Raw genomic sequence first — 23,104 nt, 5'->3', positions numbered from 1 at the left:
CAGCGCTCTGCGATACAAGCAAGCAATCCTCCGTTGCATCATACATGCCTCTCATACAACCACAACATACAACCACAACTCTGCGTTAGAAACTTTTGGACAAAACCTTCTTAGAGTTAAAATTCTAACAGTCATTCGCATGATGATTTTTTTATGATTTAATGTGATTCTATTGGGAAAACTCTAAAACCGTTCCAATTTCACCGTACCACTACATAGCGCCTATGAGTAAACGCTTGGTCTTTCGGTATTGTGATTTGAATGTGAAAGACAAACACCCTCCATATCCCATATTGACAAAACTAAGCAGACAACATTTCTGTTACTGGAAGAAAATAGATCGGTAATGGTGACACATAACGTAATGCCAAATTAAATTTCGCTTTCACAACTACAGTCTGCTCCTTGTTCATCAAGTCAAAGTTATCTCCAAACAGTTCACTGAAGTCAGGTGAATCAGCAGTCACGATCTCCAAAGATATCGGGTTATTTTCCGTTTTAGAAAGTGAAAGAGACGTTGAATTGATCTGGAAATAGTAAAGCCCAGCATCACACAAGCCTAACGTGTTGTTCTTATCACGAAGTTTATATCCCTTGAGGTATGCCCCTACAGGCGTCGTTTTGTCACTTTGCATCTCGCCATTTATTACCGTTATCCAGTGACCTGTAAACTGTTCAACCTCCTCCGGCAAACGTTGTATCAAGGTGCGTTCAGTATCGTTTAAGTGCTCAGCCATCGACAAGAGAAAGGTTCGCATCAGCTGCTTCGCCAAATGTCGAGAAGGATTAGCTGCCGAAACGCTATCAATTGGCTTTAAGAATGTGCGTTTATCTATCTTCGCTATAAATGAATCTTTTATGTTGCTATTGTTATCAAGTAATTCAAGCTCAGGGAATACGTTGCTAATTTCCTTCGTAAATCGTTTTGTAACTTCTTTGGTGATCTCACGCGTTATAGAAGGATCTAGATCAGCATTAACAATTTGACGATGTACTAGTGCCTGAAGCTGGTCATAAAAAGTGTTTAATTTACCCACAGCTTGATCAACAAACTGTTTAATCTCCCCTCTATTCGTAGCCGTACCCTTCGTTAACAATGAGAACTGCTGTTGATAGTCGTCTGAGCTTACATAATCTAGGAGATTTTTGGCTTCCCAAGTAGTGAAACTTGTCTTGCTGATCAGCAACTCCATATTTCTGATGAAATCTATCGAGAATGGCTGACTACCTCCGGGGATACCAAACAACAACAAAGCTCGTGCTCGATTAAAAAACTCATTTGATGTATTCGTATAAACGTCGCCATCTTTTATGTATCGCAAGTCAGACTCTGCTGAATGGTAGGAAAAACCGTGACGTAATTTAAATATTTCATGGTAGATAAATTCATGATAATAAAGCTCGCGGAATACCACAGCATTTAAAATAGAGCGAATGGTGTCCATTATGAGTACTCGTTCTCTATCCGCGCCATCCTGTATGCTGATAGCATCTAAACGTAATGTCAGTAATGCGAGAGCTTCTAGATAAAAGGCCACCCTGACAGTCGCATTCCACTGGTGGTGGGAGGTATCAGAATCTAAATCATAATATTTATCTCTAACGGACAGTACCTGAATAAATTCGGACGCGGCAGCTAGTCGATGTTGACTAATATCAACTAGAGGCTCATAAAGAACACTTTTGAGCTGTTTTTCATTTCCAACGGAATCGATTACAAAGTTAACGAAAAACTCACTCTCATTTTTAATAAATTCGACATAGCTATCAATATCCAGCAAGTCTTGCGCTATTCGAAATATAAAAGTACACAAGAGTGAGGTATCACTGTAATGGAAACTTGTAACCATCGCGCTCTTTAAGTTGGAAACTATGCTCGCTCTTTGAGACAAGGTCGCACGATTTTCGTAAAACAAATGAAGCAAACCGTTAAATGTTCTTTCTATCTCATCTTCATCTGTTAATAAAAACAGCCATTTAAGTGATTCGCCAAGATCTTTCTGACTGGCAAGTCTAATCGCATGATCATAGACGTTAAATTGTAGCTGAGAAGCTAAGTCATCATACAAGACTAGATCGCATTCCATAATACTATCACCAAGTGTTGCCAAGAATGCAGTTTCCAAACTGGCTCTGTCAGCGTCTAACAATGTGTTAATGGAATAGCGAACAGGCGCATCAGAATCCAACCGTCCGGGGCGCACACTTATCGTAAAATCAAAAAGCCCTTTTTGGTGCATAGTGTCAATAAAAGCTTTTAGCTTAGCCGCATTATAGCTATATATTAAGCCTGAGTGAGACTCTGGAAGTGAAATTGCTCGTGGGCGAAACTTTCGATGTGGCTCTTGTGTAATATTAAGTGATATAAGTGTATTAGAGTTGTTGCTAGCCACTCTTTCGATCTTATCATTTAAGGATTTAGCACGGGCTTTGGTATCCTTTATTTCAGCTTCAACAAACTCTTTCATTACACCGGGTGAGATGCTAACTTTTTGTAGATAGCGGTAGACATAGGCATAGAAAATCAAGAATGAAAAGGACATCATCATTGATATGATGTAAAGAATAATCCCCCCTTTAATAGCAAACCACCCAATACCGATTGTCAGGCTACTGATAGACCAATTAGAAAAACTTTGGAAACGAAGTCGCTTAAATACAGCTTGACGTGCGATACCCTCTAGAGATGGATTAAAAGCTTCTGCAACACGGTCAATCAGTGCTCCATTCAAAGTTAAGGATAACGCAGCGATTGTCCCATGTATGGCAAGCAAGGCTGCCCAAAGTGTAAATATCTGTTCGCCGAACAATGGATGTGGTGAAAACAAAAAACGCAGCCACCAGATGTTTGTAGAATGAGAAAGGAGTTTAAACGCTATACCTGCCGTCAAAAATCCGATTGTAATAGAGAAATACCGAGCAGACAGCTTTTCTAGTACATTAAATATTTCCGCTAGTATCTTATTCTGACTCATACAATTCACATATCTCAAGTGTGCTAACTAGGTGGAAATAGTAACAGTGAGTGGATGCTCAAACTAGGCTAGAGATTAACAATTCATTAAAAAGCAATTGGTTATTTGACACAACTATCTTTTTTACAGGCCACTCTATGTGGCAGAAAGATGCCTCGACCCGACTAGGTATTACACACCACCACAGCACCTCAAAGGAATGGAATAGACGGTAAAAAGTATATTTCTCTAAGACACTTTTGAGACTGACGTACTGTACTGCGAGTAATTTGACAGCATGACCATTCACTTCAGCTCTGATGGCTACTAACCCTGATTTAGCTCGCTATTGGGAGAAAACGAACGTAATACTGACCATGACATATCATGTGCATATTTCGGAGTATTCCGATCAGTCATTTCGGGATTATCCGATCACCCATTTCGGTTTAAACCGATCACTGATTCCGCGATTATCCGATCACTTTTAGTCTAACTCCGAAATCGGTGATCGGAATAGCGAAAACCGCGATCGTAATGGCCGAAACCCTTCCTTTTTCTCTTTTAAATCAATAGCTCGCTATTCTTTACTTCTTAAACAAGAAGGAAAGGAAGCGACAATGGCCAAAAAGAGAACTCCAATGAACAAAATCAAAGAGGTATTACGCCTTAAATACGACTGCGGTCTCTCAAATCGTGGTATCGCTTCTTGCCTTAAACTCGGCCCATCCACCGTATCAGAACTCCTTACTCGCTTTAAACAAAGCCAACTTGGTTGGCCTCTACCCGACAGTTGCAGCGATGCAGATCTCACACAGGCGCTGTATCACGGCAAGAAAGCCAGTCGAGATAAAGTTATGCCAGACTTCACTCAATACGCAGTCGAACTCAGGCGTAAAGGTATGACAAAGATGCTGCTCTGGCAGGAGTATCATGAGCAATATCAAGAGCAAGCTTACGCTTACACTCAGTTCTGCGAGCACTTCACTCGTTGGTTCAAAACCCAAAAACGCAGCATGCGCCAGCTTCATGTCGCAGGTGATAAACTGTTTATCGATTACTGTGGGCCTCGGCTTCAGGTGGTCAACCCTGACACAGGGAAGTGCGCGAAGCGGAGGTGTTCGTCGCGACTTTAGGCGCGTCCAATTACACCTATGTTGAAGCCTTCCCAGCCAAGGGAAGCCTTACTGGTTAGAGGCGCATGCAAATGCGTTCGAGCACTTCGGTGGCGTACCACAACTCTTAGTTCCCGATAACCTACGCAGCGCTGTCACTAAAGCGAATCGTTATGAGCCGAGGCTGAACGACAGCTATCAAAAACTGGCTAATCACTATCAAACCGCTGTGATGCCAGCTCGCCCCTACAAACCGAAAGACAAAGCCAAGGCAGAGAATGCCGTGCTCTTAGTAGAGCGCTGGATCATGATGCGGCTGAGACACCAAACCTTCCATACCTTCAAAGAGTTGAATCTCGCCATCCGCGAACTCATGAATGAGTTAAATCAGCGTAAGATGAAACAGTATGGCGCTAGCCGCCAAGCGTTGTTCGATAAACTCGACAAACCTGCATTAAGGCCATTGCCTAAGCAGCGTTACCTGTATACCGAAACTAAACGAGCCAAAGTTGGCCCTGACTATCACATCGAATATCGCCGTCATTACTACTCAGTTCCCCATCAACTTGTCGGTCATCATGTCGAACTAGAAGCCTCTAATCGTCTGGTGCAGATCTACCATAAAGGTAACGTGGTCGCCCAGCATCCACGTAGCCAAAGAGATCGCGGAAACAGCACCCAACCAGAGCACATGCCAAGCAACCATCAACATCAGAAGTGGTCACCAGAGCGCTTGCTTAGTTGGGGGGCCAATATCGGCGCAGCCACACGAGAAGTCGTCAATAAAATGCTGAACTCCAAGCCTCATCCAGAGCAGTCTTATCGTTCCTGTCTTGGCTTGCTCAGTCTGAGTAAAACCTATGGCGAACCGCGCCTTGAACAAGCCTGTAAAGATGCGCTGATGCTGACAAAATCCAATTACACCTTCATCAGTAATTTGCTGAAAACAATCGTGAAGGACAGCTGAGCAAAGACAACACGAGCACGCCGAACCTTGTTCATAGCAATGTTCGTGGCCCGAACAGTTATCACTAGGAGAAAGGATATGAATACACTGAACGACCAACTCAAAACCCTACGCTTGAGCCATGTAGCGAAAGCATTAGAGCAGCAACAAGAGCAACTGACTACTTACGCAGAGTTGGACTTCGAGGAACGGTTAAGTTTACTTCTGGAAAGCGAGATCTTGAATCGCAATCAGACCAAAATCCAACGCTTAAAACGACAAGCCAAGCTAAGAGTGGATGCACAGCCGAGCCAACTCATCTACAAAGAGGGACGAAACCTCAATCGCAAACAGATGAGCGAACTTCTGACTGGCAGTTATCTATATAAACACCAAAACATCTTGATCACAGGCCCAACGGGCGCAGGCAAAACATATCTTGGCTGCGCACTGGCCACCAGTGCCTGTGACCAACAACAAACGGTTAGGTACTACCGATTAACTCGCTTGCTTGACGACCTGACCGCTGGTCGTATGGATGGCAGCTATCAAAAGCAACTCCAATCACTGGCTAAGAAAGCCTTACTGATCCTCGACGACTGGGGGATGGAAAAACTGACACAAGAGCATGCGGGTCACTTATTAGAAGTGCTTGAAGATCGTTATCAAAACAGCAGTACAATCGTCATCAGTCAGTTACCTGTAAAGGAGTGGTACAACATGATCGGCAACGCGACCGTTGCCGACGCGCTGGATCGGCTAGTACACAATAGTCATCGACTAGAACTGGGAGGTGAGTCAATGAGAAAACTGGCGCAATCCGATCACTTAGAGTAAAAATAAGAAGAGAGAAAAACGGTAGGATCAGGCGATCGGAATAAACCGAAACAGCCGATCGCAATCACCGAAATACGCAATCATGAGAGAAATTAGGGAAAACCGATGTTAACAGTCTATGAATGAGTAACTACGTTAGCTCACAATGGGGCACGATGATCGCGCTGAGAAGCCTCTGGACAATTCCGAGTTACAAACGGGGGAATTGGTAAAAATTCAAGCTAAGGGTTCATTTACTAATAATCACATATCGTTTGCGTTGATTTACATTACACGACCTAGTATATGCACCAGTAACTCAACCAGCTCAGCACATTGATTTACAAAGATTAAAAACTATACTCAACTTTCATACTTACTACTGGATCTTTATTGATGATTAATATAAATAATCAAGTATTCGCTCTTTCATCCATTGCCCTGCTTTTGACGGGTTGTTCTCCATCCTCAGACCCAATGGTTAGTGAAAACATCAATGATTACAAGGGATCAGCTAGCATTACTCAAGGTCTTGCAAAAACAGTAGAAACGAATCTTTTTGAGTGTGCAAATGGTCGAAGTCGTGTGGCAGGCATCGGTGAGATTGCTGATGCTGACGGGAAAGTATGGACAGTTCCTGCTCAAAACCATTTCACAACTGCACCAAAAGCTGTCGATCTTTATGAAGAGTGCGCCAATATCACGCCTGATAGTATAGCTGATGTGGATGAAGAGTCTGTCCCTGTGGCTGTTATTGACTCAGACGGTGAAGAGATCACAGGTTACATCTTTGCTGACAACTATTTCGAGTTATATGTTAATGATCAGCTTGTTGCAGTAGACACGGTACCTTTCACACCGTTTAACTCTAGTATCGTCAAGTTCAAAGTAAATAAACCATACACGATTGCTGTAAAAGTAATCGATTGGGAAGAAAACTTAGGTTTAGGTACAGAAGATAACCGTGGCAAAGCATTCCATCCCGGTGATGGTGGCTTTATCGCAAGCTTTAGTGACGGCACTGTGACGGGTTCCGACTGGCAAGCACAGACATTCTATACTGCACCAATCTATGATCTTAGCTGCTTAAGTGAGATTGATGGTAAGCGCTTATCGGAGAATTGCACAACTGAGGGCACTGATAACGGTGCAAATGCTTATGCCGCTCATTGGGAAACTCCAAGTAACTGGATGGCAAAAGATTTCGATGCAGCTTCATGGCCCCAAGCGACTGAGTATTCAGAAGATGAAATTGGTGTAAATAATAAAAAATCTTACATGAACTTTATTGATAAATTTAGCGGTGCTGGGGCAAGCTTCATCTGGTCAACAAATGTTGTTTTGGATAATGAAGTTCTACTAAGATACGAAGTGAAATAGCTTTTTCTCTAGCCTCAAAAAGCAGTTATGTTATCAGTTGATAAAGCATAGCTGCTTACTTTTTTCAATCGTTAATTCTGCTACATCTTTCCTTTCCTGACTCATAAAGGGGCAGAAACGTGTTGAACGAAGCCGCTCTGCGGCAGAAAAGATACTCTTCTGATAACCATACTCTTTAGTACCACCATCATATCGATGGTGCTTTACTGGAGAGTATATTATGACGCCTTCCGAACAACTACGTTTCGACGATCTACATCAACAACACCTTACTCAATTAAAGCTTCAAGGAAAACGTCCAAAAACGATCCAAGCTTACTCACTCGCAGTTAGACGAATAACACAGTACTTTGACCGCTGCCCTGACACGCTAACGATTGAAGATTTACGACGATACTTCAGTCAACTTATAGGACAAGTCTCATGGAGTACCATTAAGCTTGACCGCTGTGGGCTTCAATTCTTCTATAAACATACGCTGGATAAACAATGGGAATGGATAGGTATTGTTAAGCCACCTAAAGTAAAGCGGCTCCCTAATATCATATCCCCAGAGCAAGTCGCTCAAGTCATCAACGCGACTCGAGAGACCCGCTACAAAGTGCTGTTTCTCACCATTTATACAATGGGGCTAAGAATCAATGAAGCGCTTCACATTACTATTCCTGATATTGATAGCCATACCATGCGAGTCCATATTCGTCATGCTAAGGGAGGTAAAGATAGGCTGGTTCCAATCCCAAATCGAACCCTGCATGCGCTTCGTCGCTACTGGTGCACCCATCGACACCCTAATCTTCTTTTCCCAAGTAAAGGGAAGTGCTGTGATGTTAGCCCTAACGATCAAGGTGCTCAAAAAGCACTAAAGAAGGTCATCAACGAATGTGGTATCTACAAACGAATTACACCTCACTCTTTACGTCACTGCTTTGCGACACACCTTCTAGAGCAAGGGTTAGATCTGCGTTCGCTGCAAATACTACTGGGCCATAGCAGCCTAAATACCACCGCTCGCTACACACAAATGACTCAATTGAAATTGCACGATGCGAATCAGGCACTCAACCAGTTGGCCGATAAGCTTCGCCTCGATTGGGAGCTGAATGTATGAGCACTTTTATTGAGTTACTTCGCCAATACAAGAATCAACTTGAGTATAAATACGGCTATCGTTTTAGCACTGACACCAGAAGGCGATTGCAGCGATGTTACGCTGCAAGACTGAGAAGCAAGGGTTATCACAATGGTATTGCTCACACTGTCATCATGATGACAGACTGGCCTTATCGTGTGGTAATCGGCATTGCCCCCAATGCCAGCACAGTACCACATCAGGTTGGCTTGAAAGACAGAAGCGAAAACTGTTACCCACTCACTATTATATGGTGACGTTTACTGTGCCTTATGAGCTTAGGTCTTTGGCTCGTCGAAATCCAAAGGCTCTTTATCAAGCGATGTTCACTGCTGCGTCCTCAACATTGAAAGACTTTGCTCGTCGGCAATCAAAAGGTGAACTAGGGTTTACCATTGTCCTTCATACACACAGTCGAAAAAGAGAGTTACACCCTCACCTCCATGTCATTGTTGCAGGGGGGCAATATGATTCAAAGAGGCATGAGTGGCATAAGGGGAAAAAGGGCTACTTATATAATGAATTCGCATTGGCAAAAGTATGGCGAGCTAGGTTGTTAGACATGATTCATCACGATGCAGAGATGATGCTGCCTCAAAATGTGCCTAAAACATGGGTTGTTGATTGTCGATGTGTCGGGTATGGACTTCATGCCTTAGAATATCTGTCACGATACCTTTATCGAGGCGTCCTTCCAGATAACGATATCCTCAACATCACTGAAAGTGATGTCACTTTCCAGTATCAAGACAGTCAAACGAAGCAGCGACAAACACGTACGCTCCCCATACTTGAGTTTTTATGGCTTATTTTACAACATGTGCTTCCTAGGGGTATGCAACGAGTACGAGATTATGGCTTCCTTCGAGGCAATGCTAGACAGCTATGCGTTCAAATCCAATTATTCTTTTTACCAGAGAGCATTGCTTCTGAATTAGAAGCCACACCTAAAAAACCTCGAGCTGTACGGCCATGCCCTTGCTGTCAGAGCACGATGGCTTGTGTGGGGATAACTCGACCGATCTAGCCGAAAGGCAAACGATAATAAGGAGAATAGCATTAACTATAACTAAAAAGGGAGGGTGTAAATATATGATATAAATCAGAAAACTAAAGGTGTGATGCTACAATGAATCACGCTCTAGATTTACTCGCCCTTAAGAAAGACACTACTCAAAAGAAGCCTCTCACCCCTAGCCGAAAATTACTAATAAAGAAGAAGCACGGGCTTGTTCAACTCTGAATAAAACTGTCGGCTACGCGACAGCTATTCTTGTTTGTTACGTCCCTTTACCCCATTACACTTTGAGCGTGGGAAAGTGTTACTTTATGGGTGTCACAACTGAGTTTTCATCTAACAGCTCTTGTTGTAGCTCAAACACCCTGAAACGGAGCCTGGCATTTTCAGCCTCTAACTGCTTCCGGGCCTCAACTGCATTGTTTCGTTGCACCCTGTATTTATCCTTAAGCTCATTTGCTTTTTTTAATTCGTGTTTTAGCCTATCAAGCTCAGACAAAGGGACATCTAGCTCAATATCTAAGCCTGTTGTCATCGCCTTATCGCGGTTGAGGTTGTATTCATCGAGAACAGGTTTGGCATAGGCCACGAACTCTTTGAACTTATGGACATAGCTATTGCCAAGTTGGGCTTCATTATTGATTCGGTTCAACGTCAGCTTGCCAGTCGCCTTAACATGAAGCGGCTTGCCATCTAATAAGCGCTGAAATGCATTGACCAGTAACCCTTCTGCCTTGCAGGTTGCCTTATACTCAACTTTCATCACCATACCGCCTTAATATCATCATTGAAGCCATCAAATGGGATGCTGTGTTTGACCAATGTAGGTTCAATGGACTGAATCTTCTTTTTTCTGGCATCCAGAATCAACTCATTGGCATAATCACCCATATCATTGATTGCCCGGAACGAAGCAATGAGGTTGTCCCGCTCCTTTGAAAGCCTTTTAGCCGCTTTATCAGTGATTACCTTATGCTCACAGGGGGCTTCAACAATATCCATCAATGAGCAAAGCCGCTCACAATTACGATTGGTGCAGTAGCCACCTGTAGGAAGCAACACAATGGATTTGTCACCAGACCTTACCAAAGCGAGCAACTCACTTCGGGACATAACAATTTCTTCCCCTTGTGCTAGCCGCTCTGCTTTATTTTGGGCTATGCGCTCGCCTTCAGCACCACTTAAGGTATCGGATACATTGTAAATCTCATCCCATGCGTCCACTGCTGAGTTTTCAATGGCTTCATCAACTTCACTCATTAACTTTGTATCCATCAGCAGTTGGTTGGTACGCGCCAGTTCGGAATAATTCGCGTACCAGTTGGACATATTAATATTGCGGTGTTTAAGTTGGTATTTTACTGTAAGCGCATTGCCCAGCCGGTTTTTCACCATAAAGACCACAAAACTCCTTCGTAAGTCATGTGGACTAAGCTTTGGTAAACCGCCTCCAATCTTTAAACTTCCTGCTCGCTCTGGATTTAACAGGTCGAATTCGTCAACGTCTTCGGCGGTCGCAGTAATGTTGAACTCTTTCATATTCAATGCATCACGAGCCCCGTCAATACCGTATTTTAACGATGCTTTATTTACGAGAGCTTCACGGTCATAAGAGAAATCAGAAGAAATAAAGGCACTTTCAAGGTCTTGTTTCTTTGCATTATATTGGTCTTGGGTTAACAGACCATTTTGATAGCAGTCATCCAGTCGTTCTAAACTGTATTTTCTCGCGGCTTGCGTGGCGTCATAAGCTAGCTCCAGTGCCAGTTTTGCGATAGGGGCAGTATTCCACGTCGTATAAATTCTTTCACCCTTATTTCCCTTTGTCGAAAACCCTGAGACCTTGGGCACAGCAGCTAATGTATCGTCATAGCTCTCTTTGTTCATGGAGAGCAGCTCTTCCTTTCGGGCGGCGGAGAATAAGCCGACACAGATAAAGCACATCCTGAGCATTGCTCCTAACCAGCTTCCTCGCCTGTAAAAGGAGAAGTTAGGAATGGCTTTTCGTTCAGGCCATTTCTTTGTTCTATCAGACATCCTTTTGCTAAATGTCATCATTTGCCTATCGCTTAGGACACTGACACCTAGCGCTTTTAGCTCAGCGTTGAACATTTCATCCTGATAGGTGTAAAGCTTTTCCATCGCCTCTGAAATCTGATGGCGATAGGGGTGATAGGTTTCCACAAACTCAACAACAGTTTTTAAAATACTGACATGAATCGCTTCAGGAAATGCGATGGCCTGACCATCACCAGCATCAGGGTTAACCCACTGGCTATACTCTCGTTTATGGACATAACGCGTTACAAGGCCCGCTTTATTCAGTGAATTAATGCCCGAGGCAAGTTGTCGGCACGTACCTTCACTGCCAACCCCATGCAATGTTTTACTGCATCTTTTCCACTCTCGCTCGCTCGAAAGTAAGCTGAAGTCACTTTTACCCCAACGTGTGGCGATGCCTTTTAATTTATCCTAATCGTTCTCAGCGAGCTAACAGCCTTATGGGAATTGGAGTTTGATGTTTCCTTTTGGTATTGAATCAGTGCATAAAGGTAAGACTGAATATCGTGGCGGTACTTCTCATCAGTATGCCCAAAGACAATGTTTTTCATTCTGGTTCAGGGCGTGAAAGTCCCACTTTGCATCGAAGACACGAGAAACACCTTTCCCGTCAGAGTCAAACGTCACATACGGATTTTCAGCGAGTTCTTGGCGAAGCTGTATAAGCTGTTTAGACATAAATTACCCCTTAAAGAATTGGCTTGCACTGGCTCGGTCTTGGTAAAGCGGGTGGTAGTCGCCATCATCCACTTTTTGTTTTGCTTGAGCGTAATTTTTGGGTGCTTTTTGTTTCAGCCTGATAAGGACTTTTTTCAACACCCCCTCCACCACAAAATACTCATCCTTCGGTGCGGAATTACTTGCCACCATCTCTTTGAGGTCTTCGATTTGTTCTAAAAATGACAACATCAACCAGATGTCATTTTCTGACGCCACCAATTTATGGCTGTCACAATCAAAACAAGCAAGAAAATCCGTGCAACGTCCCGTATCTTTCGAAAAATCGATGCCCGACTGCTTCATGCGCCTTGCTTCCGCAATAAGCTTCTCTGGTGTTGCCCCTGCGCATTTGATGCCACTGGGCGTGGTCATTAATGGCTGCTCTTTGCTTTCACGGCTGCGCAAATTCTTATAATCATAATCTGACAAAATATCGCTGCGCATCGCCTTTGCATCCTCGATGGCTTTGCCTATCTCCTCGCCCTTGGCAACCGCGTATTGTGCGTCCATCGTGGCATTAAGGTTGTTATCATGGTCTGCCTGAACACCACTAGAGTAGCGTTGGGCGACAACATTTATTTCATTATTCAGCCCCTGTGACACAAGGAAGATATCCTCAGTGACTCGCATCAGTACATCAGATTTTGTCGCCCTGAATCGACTTGTCGTAACCGTTAAGCCAGTTATCTTCTCAAGCTGAGTATTGATGTAGCCAATATGTGAACTCTGGGCATTGAATGTCCAAACCTCACCGCTGGCACTAAAGAAAGGGCAAAGTGGTAGCTCGTTTGACAGCGGGATGCCTAGTGACTGGTACATCGCTTTAGAGGTTTTTAGCCATCGGGTAATCAACTCTTTAGTTCGCTGACTAAAGCCAGCGCTATTATCCAAGCCTTTATAGCCTGCCCTGAATTTCTCACCGTCAAAAACAAACCGCCCACTGCCAATACTTTTAAATGAAACGTCCTTGTGGCGCACATTAGCAAGCACCGATGTATTCATGCCTGTCAGCATTGAGAATATGAAAAACCAATTGCGTGAAGCCTGATTATAAAATACCTGACGATTAAGCTGCTCAAGTTGAAGCGAGCTACTCTTTATTGTTCCAGCCGCAGGTTTCATGCATTTCTTGAGGCCATATTTCTTAAAACTAATTTGCTTTGGTGTCCAGCTATTACGCTTTGCTTGTTCATCAAACCGCTCTTCATCAAAAAACGGATGGATATATAACAACTCATTGTTCTCAATCGCCTCCTGAAAGGCCAGTGCACCTTTAACCAAGACCTTGGATAGTGGCTTCAACTCTGTTTCCACATGGAACGCTTTGTTCGCAGCCAAAGGGCGTGCTGCAACTTCTGGCAATACATTAAGGTCAGACTCTCTATTCCACAGCCTTAACAGGAAAGATAAGCTGATTTTAATTTGCGCTGCTTTTGATACCTGCTCACCTTTCTCGCGTAATTTATTGAAGTGCTTTAAGCAATCAATCATGACGGCATTAGCGAAAAAGTCACCGTGATGTCCAATACCATCAAGATATTGGAAGTAGATTACAAGCCCAGACAAATAATTCTGCTTTGACTTGTTTTTAGGTAAGAGGCTTAGTCGTTGGTGAATGTCCCTAACGATACCATCCCGATTAGCTAAGACCTCACTCCCTGACTTTATTTGCTTTACTGTTGGAACATTGCGGTAGCGTAAACGGTATGTGTAAGATTGAACTCCATTGCCGCAGTCTAAAACCATTTCTTCAAAGCAAAGTGGAATAATTGGCGCGCTGGTCTTCTTTATCTTAATTTTGGTGCGCTTTCGTCCTTGAATCATAATGACCCCTCTAAATCATCAAACGCGCCAATATAGTCCAGTACGTCCTCGTAGATTTCATCGGCAGAAGGCATATCCTGTGCAATTTTCAGGTATTCCATCGTCGTCGCCCTATCTTCATGGCCTAGCAACACTGACACCCTATCCAATGCCTCATCGGGTGTGATTGACGGGTTGCCATGCTCATCCTTTTTATTTAAAAGGTGGCGGAATATATTCACGGCAAATGTTGAACGCAGATTATGTATAGAGCCGACAATAGGCTGGTCAAGACCTTGGGTTAGGTTTGCAGTGTTACGTATTTCCACCCAGCGCCCAGTAAAGTCTTGTAACCGCTTAAACATCGGTTTCCCGGACTGGGTAATAAACAGGTATTCCAGTTCAGGGTTGATTGCATCATCACCCTCAAAGAAATGCGTATTACCTGCCTCAGCCTGCTCCTTGCACCATGCTTTGAATTTCTCAAGGCGCTTTTGATACCTATCAGACTGCGAGTAATCGTAAAGCATCTTCATCAATGTGGCGGGGATAATGGTTTCGCGGCTTTTATTCTTCTCTGCGAAGCCCTCAGCAGTCTTTGTGAGTGATTGATACTTATCACCGACACCCAAATCCATCACAGGCTTTTTAAACACCTCTTTGCCGCCCTGAATCATGGTTTCGGGGTTAACAATCTGTCCTAAATGAAGGCTCGCTGCTTCCTCTCGGCGTAACCCGTATTACGGCAAATCATTGGGTGCAGGCAAAACTCAATCGGCAGTGAATGCAGTTTATTATTGTCACCATGACGAACCACCCTACGAGACTTCATTAATATGTTTTGCAGGATGTTCCATTCATTATTGGTAAACGGCTTTGATCACGGCGCAGGTTGCTGAGGTTTGTGCCGCCACTGCGTGATGACTTAGAAAACTTAATCCGCATATCCGTCGTGTGTACCTGCTTACGTTGGTAAGCTTTCATACTTGATGCAGACGCTTCGAAATGGATGTTAACTGTCTCAAATTGGAAGGGCGGATTATTGAAGCGGATACCTTGACGAAGACAATGTTTGTAGAAACCAACGACACTACTCATATATTGCCTAGCCGTTGTTTTAGCCAATACGCCATTAATAGCGAGCTGCTTTATTCCATCTCGATATTGGTAGGTTACCCGTTCTTGTTTGTTGCGAGGAAAGATACTCCATTCTGGACGGGGGTCATCATAGAGAGGGTCAAAGTCCCCTTCATCGTATTCAGCATCCCACTCAGCCTGCTTGTCCAATACAAAACTAAAGTAATGAGCAAGCCCTTGTGCATCTGTACCAAGCTCAAGCACGCCATCATCGATTGCTTTCGACAATAAGAACTCATTAACCATGTCTAATGATTGATAGCTGATTAGTTTGTCTTTATCGTCATACTCAGCAATATGGAGTAAAGGGAGCTTTTTGATGAGGGTTTTATTGCCATTGGCACGGTAGGTAATCTGAGGCTCGCCATTCTCATCAATAGATACTAATGGTTTCTCGTAAACGAAGTTAGGTATAGTCGAAATTTCTACTTCTTTTCGTATGACCTTTTTCTTATTTGCATCTTTATCTGACATACTAAACCTTATACTGTACATACAATCAGTATATACAGCATTCTCAACTTTGAAAGTTAATTGTGAGGTTTTAGTCTATCAGGTAAGTTTTGGATGTGGTCTTCCCAATCCACCACATCAATTTCGTATACCACTTTGTTACGAACGCTTTCACCTGCTGCATGCATCTCTGTTTTTGATCCGGTGATCAATGGATGCCACTCAGGGATCGGCTTAGATTCTGATAAAAGGCGGTAAGCACAAGTGTCTGGTAGCCAGTGAAACTCATCGATCTTGTCACGAGTCAGCTTCAAACACTCTTCACCTGAAGTGAAGCGGTTCGGATAATCTTTACACGAACATGTTTTGTCGTTTAACCAGCTACACGCCACATTGGTGTAGTAAACTTCATCGCTATCTTCATCCATTAGTTTATGCAGGCAGCACTTACCACAACCGTCGCAAAGTGATTCCCACTCATTCTCAGTCATTTGCTCTAGTGTTTTTTCTTGCCAAAATGGATTCGTCATAGGATTACTTCTTACTCTTTTACTGGGGTGCGTGTTATACCGCTAGCCCATAAAAAGTTCAAGGATAATAATTGTTCATTATTTGATTCAATCAACAGCTGTCACTCTCATCATTTTTTGCTACTATCGCGCACCCTGTTATTTAGTGAGTTTAATTTGATGGAATGTCGTCTAGGTTGTGGAGCATGTTGTATCGCTCCAAGTATTACATCTGCTATTCCTGGAATGCCTAATGGTAAGCCTGCTGGCGTACGCTGCATTCAATTAAATGAACAAGATCTGTGTAAGTTATTCGGTCAAGCTTCACGCCCGAAAGTATGTCACCAGTTCAAAGCTTGCCCTGTCATTTGTGGTAAAACCGACCAAGAAGCCCTTGATAACCTTATCGAGTTAGAAGCCATAACCTAAGCGTATCGGTGTTTTTCAAGGTAGTTGTCATCATTTGCTTACTTATTAAGCAGCTTCTCTTTCTGGATTTAGGTGAACGTCACCGACAGGCTCACAGTTCCTGATATCACCAGGCCATCGCTCAGGTTTTCGGCGTTTTGCAGCGAGCAATACCTCAGCACGCTGCTTCAGGATCTCTTTATCTTTTCCATTGTGACGCTCTGAAGGCGTGACGTAATTTAGCTTACTGTGCTTGTGCTCGGTGTTGTACCAGCGTACGAAGTCTTCAACCCAACTTCGACTACTGTCGAGAGTTTCAAAGCCCTTTGTTGGCCAGCTTGGTATGTACTTTACCGTGCGGAACAATGACTCGACATACGGGTTATCATCACTGACTCTCGGGCGGCTATACGATGAGGTAATACCTAACTCTTCCATTTTAGCTTTGAACGTCAGCGACTTCATAGGCGCACCGTTATCTGAGTGAAGAACCAGCGCTTGATTGAAGCACTGCTCTCGCATCAACGTCCGTTGCAGAAGTTGTGACGCCAGCTCACCGCACTCACGCTCATACACTTCATAACCAACGACTTTTCGGCTGTAGATGTCCTCGATGACATACAGGTAATAGTGGTGGCCTCGAACCTTTGAAGGTAAGTAAGTGATATCCCATGTGTAGACTTGGTTCGAGTCCGTAGCTGTGTAACTTGTTGGCTTCGCTTGCTTCTGTCTACTCCGCTGACGACCTCGTTTGTGAAGTTGCCCTCGTGCAGTCAGCACCCGATAGTAACTCGACTCAGAGGCGATATACTCACCTTTATCAAGCAGTGTTGGGACGACTTGAGTCGGAGGTAAGCTTGCGAATTCAGGGCGGTTACACACCTCGATTATCGCATCTCGCTCTTCCTGCGACAGCTTGTTAGCAGGCTCAGGTCTGACGCATATCGGCCTTTTGTCAGCTTGAACTTCACCTTGCTGATACCAGCGACGATACGTTCTCAAGTCGATTTGAACTTCATGGCAAGCTGGCTCTAAGCGGCATCCGCGTTGCTTCGCCTCCAAGATAAGAGCCACTATGCTCTGCCTTTCATCGGTGGAGGTTAGTCGTCCTCTGGCTCTTCCCCGTAAAGGCTCGCAGCTTTTTCTTAGTACCAAGAGGGCGGCCGTTTCAGCGAGCGCTTTTTCTTTGAGTCGTAAATCTTTCTTCAACTCTTTGATTTCAAGTTTGTCAGCTTTAGCCTGTTTTTTGGCTTGTGCTTCACTCTCTTTGTTCGACATGACTCCTTGAACAAACTCGCTGCGCCAAGTCTGTACTTGCTCAGGGTACAAGCCCTTCTCTCGACAATATTGGCTGAGTTCATTTTCAGTCATAGAATAGGTTTCAGCGACGATGGCGAGTTTAGTTTGAGCAGACCACTGCTCTGATGAAGTGTTGCTATTTGGCACTGCGGCTCCTGAACGTCTGAGTTGCTTGCGCCAATGATACAGGGTCGCAGTGCTAATTCCTTCCTCTTCCGACACTTCTTTAACTGACATTGAATAGGGAGGCAACAGCTTCTTCAATATAGCTTCTTTTCTTTCTACTGAGATACGAGACACAATTACTCTTTATCGCCCAAACTGGTTAAATTTTAACAGTGACAACTACCCTGCCAGATAGGGGTATTAGCCCTTTTCTATATCCCATCAATTTCTTTTTCTACTTATACTTTGCTTTAGGTTATAGGTGCTTATGAGACCTCAATAGTCTTTCGAACAGTACTGACTACCTCGCGATGAGTAATAACCGTTTCAGGAAACTCTCGGCGAAATAAAGCCATCGATAAGACATCACATACCAGTGAGGCCGTCATTCTCGTACCCATAAACCAACCAATAACTTGCCTTGAATAAAGGTCAATAATGGCAACTAATTATAGCCAACATTTGTTTGTAGCTACGTCGGTGATGTCTCCTGCCCATTTTTAAATTAGCAGTCGTTGCACTGAAGACCTGAACGAGCAAGGTCGTGACTACGGGCATTCAGTTCAGGTTGAGAAGTGGACAATACCTTATAAACTTGAAGTACTATGTGTATATCATCAGGTAGCGTTTTTATTTACTTTGTTGTCAGCCAATATATTGGATAATATGGCAATAATACATTATGGAAGGAAAATGTGATGAGTAAAAAAATGACCATGGCGGAGATTTCAAGACAGCTTGGAATTTCAACAATGACCGTGTCACGTTACTTTAATGACGGTTATGTCTCGGCTGAAAATCGCCTTAAAATTGATGCTATCGTCAAAGAAAACCATTATACCCCTAATATATTTGCTCGTTCCATTCGTAGCCAATCTAATATTATTGGTTTCGTTGCTCCTCGCATTGAGTCATATACAACTAGTTTGGTAATTAAAGGAGCGCTGGCGGCTGCCAATGAATCACAAGTACGAATGCTTTTTCATGCCTCAGGGTTTAACCATGAGTCAGAATGCCAAGCTGTGAGAGAGTTTAATGGCTTAAATGCATTGGGCACTATTATTATTGCTTCAAAGCACAGTGTCGAAGAGACGTTTTATCAAACCTTAGACAATGTGTTATTTATTGGTAAAAACACCCCCCACCATTGCTGTTTATATTACCCCGACCATGCTGCAATTAAAGCACTCGTTTCCCAAACCATCACTCAGTTAAAACAACAGCAGGCACCGCTGGCAGCCGTACATTATATTTATGATGAGCGTATGCTTTCCAGCCGTACTAAGTTGATGCAAGCCACCATTACTGACACCGTCCCTGAGTTGAATTTTTCACTACAAGCTCTAGCCAACTCGGAGGACAAAGCCGGCTACCAGGCAATTCAATTACAGCCTAATCATGTCTACTTTTGTGCCACCGATAATATTGCTATTCGTTTATATCGTCGCGCCAAAGAACAGCAACTCAAGATTGGTCATAACTTATGGATTGTAGGCATGGGTGACTATGACTACAGCGATTTGTTAGTCCCAAGCCTGACTACTGTCGCTTTTAACTACTATCAAGTGGGCTACCAAGCTGTCAAAAAATTGCTCAAGCGCGATTTCAGTTCCGTTGAAGGCACATTCGACATAAGAATGAGAGAAAGTTCACAGTTTCTCTGAAATTGTATTGAGTCCAAATAGGTTCCATTTAACACTATGTGTTAACGATAACACACATAGTATAACCGATGACACTCGCTACTGATCTACACTCAAAACCACTCGCGTGGTGGAAGAAAGCAACTGCCTACCAAATTTATCCCCGTAGTTTTTATGATACAAACCAGGACGGCATTGGCGATATCAATGGAATCATTGCTAAGCTGGATTATCTTGCTGATTTGGGCATTGATTTAATATGGATCTGCCCATTCTACGCATCACCGAATGATGACAACGGTTACGATATCAGTGACTATCAAGCGATTCATCCTGACTTTGGAACCCTTGAGGATGTGGATAAATTAATCACTGCTGCTCATGAACGTGGCATTCGCATTATTATGGATTTAGTCATCAACCACACTAGCGATGAGCATCCATGGTTTATCGAATCTCGAGACAACAAAGATAGCCCTAAGCGTGATTGGTACATTTGGCGTGATGGTTGTGAGTCAACAGATGAAAAACCGACTTGCGAACCTAATAACTGGGAAAGTATTTTTCATGGTAGTGCATGGGAATATGATGACAAAACCGCACAGTATTATTTACATCTATTCTCTAAAAAACAGCCTGACCTTAATTGGGAAAATCCTGAAGTTAAACAAGCACTATTTAAAATGATTCATTGGTGGTTGGAACGAGGTATTGATGGTTTCCGTGTCGATGCAATTAGCCATATTCAGAAACAAGCTGGTTTACCCTCTTTACCCAATCCAAAGGGTGAAAAGTATGTCTCTTCATTCGATTATCACATGAATGTTGAAGGTATTGAAAAGCACCTGTATGAGTTAAAAGAGCAGGCGTTTTCGCCTTTTGATATTGTGACCGTTGGTGAGGCCAATGGGGTGACGGCCGACAACGCATTGCCTTGGGTTGCTGAAGCGACCGAGCACGATCAAGGTGGTGTTTTTAACATGATTTTTCAGTTTGAACACATGAAGCTATGGTCGGAAGAACAAAGCAACGAGAATTTCGATCTCGTGGCGTTCAAACGCATTTTATCGCGTTGGCAAGATGCCTTAGAAGGTAAAGGCTGGAATGCGCTTTATTTAGAAAACCACGATCAAGCTCGTAGTATTGATACTTTTGCCGATCCTAACTCTAGGTATGCCAGTGCTACCGCGTTAGCGAGTTGTTATTTCTTGATGAAAGGAACTCCATTTATTTATCAGGGCCAAGAGATTGGTATGGTCAATCATCAGTTTACTTCTCTTGACGAATTTAACGATGTGTCTGCGAGAAATTTAATTCAAAAGCTATCGCAACAAGGTCAGAGCAATGCCGATATCTTAGCCTTGTTAAATCAAGTATCCCGCGACCACAGTCGCTTGCCAATGCAATGGAATGACCAGGATTTTGCCGGTTTTTCTGAGGTGCAACCTTGGTTCTCGGTGAATCAACAGTATGCAGATATCAATGTTGAGCAACAACAGCAAGATCCAAATTCGATCTTAGGTTTCTATAAGCAGTTGATTGCTTTGCGTAAGTCACATGAAAGCTTAGTGGTTGGCCGTTATCAATTACTGCTAGCTAACGATCCTAATATCTATGTTTATCAACGTGTTGCTCAAGATATGACATGGACCATTATTACCAATTTAAGTCCACAAGAGAGCGTTGTTGATATCGACTGCACCCAATTAGGCGAGTTAATGCTTGATAATCAGAATATTAACAATGAACACGTTCGCTCAGATTTTATAACAACGCAAATAGCCCCCGCTTATGCCGCGTATATATTTGCAAGAAAGCATTAAATTATATTTATGGCTAGGCGCTGATAACGTTAGCCTGTATTTAAATCAAGGAACTATTTATGAGTAAGTTACTATCGTTTGATTTTTGGCAACGATTTGGGAAGTCCCTTATCGTTGTTATCGCGGTGATGCCTGCCGCTGGTATCATGATATCACTAGGTAAAGTGGTCGCAATGTATGCGGGTGGGTTTGGTGCCATTGAAACACTAGGCGCTATAATGGAAAACATAGGTTGGGGGATCATTGTTAACCTTCACCTATTATTTGCGGTCGCGATTGGTGGCTCGTGGGCAAAAGAGCGTGCAGGTGGCGCATTTGCCGCGCTAATTGCCTTCATCTTAATCAACCGTATCACTGGGGTTATATTGGGCGTGGATAACGCTATGCTCAGTGACCCAGAAGCGGTTGTGATGAGCCTATTTGGTTCTGAGCTACCTGTCTCTCAATTCTTCACGAATATTTTGGGTGCTCCTGCCCTAAATATGGGTGTGTTTATCGGTATTATGTCTGGCTATTTAGGTGCCAACTTATTTAACCGCTACCATGACTTCGCTCGCTTACCTCAGGCATTAGCATTTTTCAACGGTAAGCGCTTTGTGCCTTTTGTTGTTATTTTCTATTCGCTGATTATTGCGTTTGGTTTATCGGTAATATGGCCTTTAATTCAAGGTGCGCTTAATGATTTTGGTCAATGGATTGCTACCTCTAAAGACACTGCGCCGATCACTGCTCCTTTCTTGTATGGTACGTTAGAGCGTTTATTACTGCCATTTGGTTTACACCACACTTTAACTATTCCAATGAATTACACCGAGTTGGGTGGTACTTATGAGCTTATGACTGGGATGAATGCGGGCTCAAGTGTTTATGGTCAAGACCCATTATGGCTTGCTTGGGTTAGCGATTTAAATAATCTTAAATTAAGCGATCCGACAACTTACCAACATCTGTTAGATACGGTGCACCCAGCACGCTTCAAAGCGGGCCAAGTTATTATCGCAGCCTCTTCATTGATTGGTATTGGACTTGCGATGTATCACTGTGTTGATAGTGATAAGCGCGCACAATATAAGCCAATGTTTTTATCTGCGTGTCTTGCCGTGTTATTAACCGGTGTGACCGAGCCTATTGAATTCATGTTTATGTTTATTGCTCCTGTTTTATATGTTGCGCATGCGGTATTAACAGGGGTTGCATTTGCGTTGGTCGATGTGATGGACCTACGTGTACATGCCTTTGGTTTGATTGAGTTACTCACTCGTATACCTATGATGGTTTCAGCGGGCATCGGTGGTGATCTGGTTCGCTTTGCATTAGTTTCTATTGTTTTCTTTGTGGTTAACTATGGATTGTTCCGCTTCCTAATCGTGAAATTGAAGTTACCAACACCGGGTCGTATGGGTAACTACCTGGATGAAAGCTCAGAATCCATGTCAGAAGATGAGAAGATGCACATTATTATTCAGAATTTAGGTGGCCGTGCCAATATTGCTGAGATTGATGCTTGTATGACTCGCTTGCGTATTACAGTTAATGATCCGAAGTTGGTTGCTGAATATGCGTCATGGAAGCCGACAGGGGCTCTTGGTGCTGTGATTAAAGAACAGGGTGTACAAGTTATTTATGGCCCTGGGGTGGATGTTATTAAATCTAAGTTAATAGAGAAATATTCAGCACAACCTGCGTAATTCTTTTTAGATCAAATAACCTCGAGAAACGCAG

At 43.3% G+C, this 23,104-nt stretch carries 12 protein-coding genes and 5 pseudogenes; 9 read left to right on the top strand and 8 right to left on the bottom strand.

What is annotated here, in order from left to right; all coding sequences use genetic code 11:
• Window positions 1-302: 302 nt before the first annotated feature.
• Window positions 303-2,975, bottom strand: a complete 2,673-nt coding sequence (locus OCV19_RS04735; protein WP_065677709.1) for a hypothetical protein — start codon at window positions 2,973-2,975, stop codon at window positions 303-305.
• 599 nt (window positions 2,976-3,574) lie between these two features.
• Between OCV19_RS04735 and istA the strand changes: the two are divergent.
• From istA to OCV19_RS04710, 5 genes and pseudogenes are all read left to right on the top strand, one after another.
• Window positions 3,575-5,104, top strand: a pseudogene (gene istA / locus OCV19_RS04730) (IS21 family transposase).
• 10 nt (window positions 5,105-5,114) lie between these two features.
• Window positions 5,115-5,852, top strand: a complete 738-nt coding sequence (gene istB, locus OCV19_RS04725) for an IS21-like element ISVch3 family helper ATPase IstB (RefSeq protein WP_261875690.1) — start codon at window positions 5,115-5,117, stop codon at window positions 5,850-5,852.
• 375 nt (window positions 5,853-6,227) lie between these two features.
• Complete coding sequence (locus OCV19_RS04720) at window positions 6,228-7,211, top strand: hypothetical protein (RefSeq protein ID WP_065677715.1); 984 nt, start codon at window positions 6,228-6,230, stop codon at window positions 7,209-7,211.
• 220 nt (window positions 7,212-7,431) lie between these two features.
• The gene (locus tag OCV19_RS04715) at window positions 7,432-8,322 is read left to right on the top strand and encodes a site-specific integrase (RefSeq protein WP_065675778.1); all 891 of its coding nucleotides are present in this window, start codon (window positions 7,432-7,434) and stop codon (window positions 8,320-8,322) included.
• Window positions 8,319-9,370, top strand: a pseudogene (locus tag OCV19_RS04710) (IS91 family transposase). Before OCV19_RS04715 ends, OCV19_RS04710 begins: the two are co-directional and overlap by 4 nt.
• A 295-nt stretch (window positions 9,371-9,665) precedes the next feature.
• On the opposite strand, the gene OCV19_RS04705 reads toward OCV19_RS04710, so the two are convergent.
• The 5 genes and pseudogenes from OCV19_RS04705 to OCV19_RS04685 form a co-directional block, all read right to left on the bottom strand.
• The gene (locus OCV19_RS04705; protein ID WP_065675783.1) at window positions 9,666-10,124 is read right to left on the bottom strand and encodes a hypothetical protein; all 459 of its coding nucleotides are present in this window, start codon (window positions 10,122-10,124) and stop codon (window positions 9,666-9,668) included.
• Window positions 10,124-12,100: pseudogene (locus OCV19_RS04700) on the bottom strand (hypothetical protein). Before OCV19_RS04700 ends, OCV19_RS04705 begins: the two are co-directional and overlap by 1 nt.
• Before the next feature lie 3 nt (window positions 12,101-12,103).
• Window positions 12,104-13,966, bottom strand: a complete 1,863-nt coding sequence (locus OCV19_RS04695) for a hypothetical protein (protein ID WP_065675781.1) — start codon at window positions 13,964-13,966, stop codon at window positions 12,104-12,106.
• Window positions 13,963-15,556, bottom strand: a pseudogene (locus tag OCV19_RS04690) (site-specific integrase). The gene OCV19_RS04695 and the pseudogene OCV19_RS04690 overlap by 4 nt, the downstream one beginning before the upstream one ends.
• A gap of 56 nt (window positions 15,557-15,612) precedes the next feature.
• Window positions 15,613-16,065 (bottom strand): YcgN family cysteine cluster protein, encoded by a 453-nt coding sequence (locus OCV19_RS04685; RefSeq protein ID WP_065677682.1) that lies wholly within the window; start codon window positions 16,063-16,065, stop codon window positions 15,613-15,615.
• Between the two features lie 159 nt (window positions 16,066-16,224).
• Between OCV19_RS04685 and OCV19_RS04680 the strand changes: the two genes are divergently transcribed.
• Window positions 16,225-16,473: a YkgJ family cysteine cluster protein gene (locus tag OCV19_RS04680; protein ID WP_065677683.1), complete on the top strand. Its 249-nt coding sequence runs from the start codon at window positions 16,225-16,227 to the stop codon at window positions 16,471-16,473.
• A gap of 45 nt (window positions 16,474-16,518) precedes the next feature.
• On the opposite strand, the gene OCV19_RS04675 is transcribed toward OCV19_RS04680, so the two are convergent.
• Entirely contained in the window at window positions 16,519-18,051 is a 1,533-nt protein-coding gene (locus OCV19_RS04675) for an IS3 family transposase (RefSeq protein ID WP_261875689.1), read from the bottom strand.
• Between the two features lie 144 nt (window positions 18,052-18,195).
• Window positions 18,196-18,474, bottom strand: a pseudogene (locus tag OCV19_RS04670) (DDE-type integrase/transposase/recombinase); the annotation flags it as partial.
• A 140-nt stretch (window positions 18,475-18,614) separates the two neighbouring features.
• On the opposite strand from OCV19_RS04670, the gene OCV19_RS04665 reads away from it, so the two are divergent.
• The 3 genes from OCV19_RS04665 to OCV19_RS04655 all read left to right on the top strand — a co-directional run bounded on the left by OCV19_RS04665 (window position 18,615) and on the right by OCV19_RS04655 (window position 23,070).
• Window positions 18,615-19,580, top strand: coding sequence for a LacI family DNA-binding transcriptional regulator (locus OCV19_RS04665; RefSeq protein WP_017070321.1), 966 nt, complete (start codon window positions 18,615-18,617; stop codon window positions 19,578-19,580).
• A gap of 68 nt (window positions 19,581-19,648) precedes the next feature.
• Window positions 19,649-21,382: an alpha-glucosidase gene (locus OCV19_RS04660; RefSeq protein ID WP_065677278.1), complete on the top strand. Its 1,734-nt coding sequence runs from the start codon at window positions 19,649-19,651 to the stop codon at window positions 21,380-21,382.
• A gap of 59 nt (window positions 21,383-21,441) precedes the next feature.
• Entirely contained in the window at window positions 21,442-23,070 is a 1,629-nt protein-coding gene (locus OCV19_RS04655; RefSeq protein ID WP_065677277.1) for a PTS transporter subunit IIBC, read from the top strand.
• Window positions 23,071-23,104: the final 34 nt, after the last annotated feature.

The sequence above is a fragment of the Vibrio celticus genome, from assembly GCF_024347335.1.
GTDB classification, from domain to species: domain Bacteria; phylum Pseudomonadota; class Gammaproteobacteria; order Enterobacterales; family Vibrionaceae; genus Vibrio; species Vibrio celticus.
The sequence above is the reverse complement of the archived record's forward strand: the minus strand, read 5'-3'. Positions and strand labels throughout refer to the sequence as shown.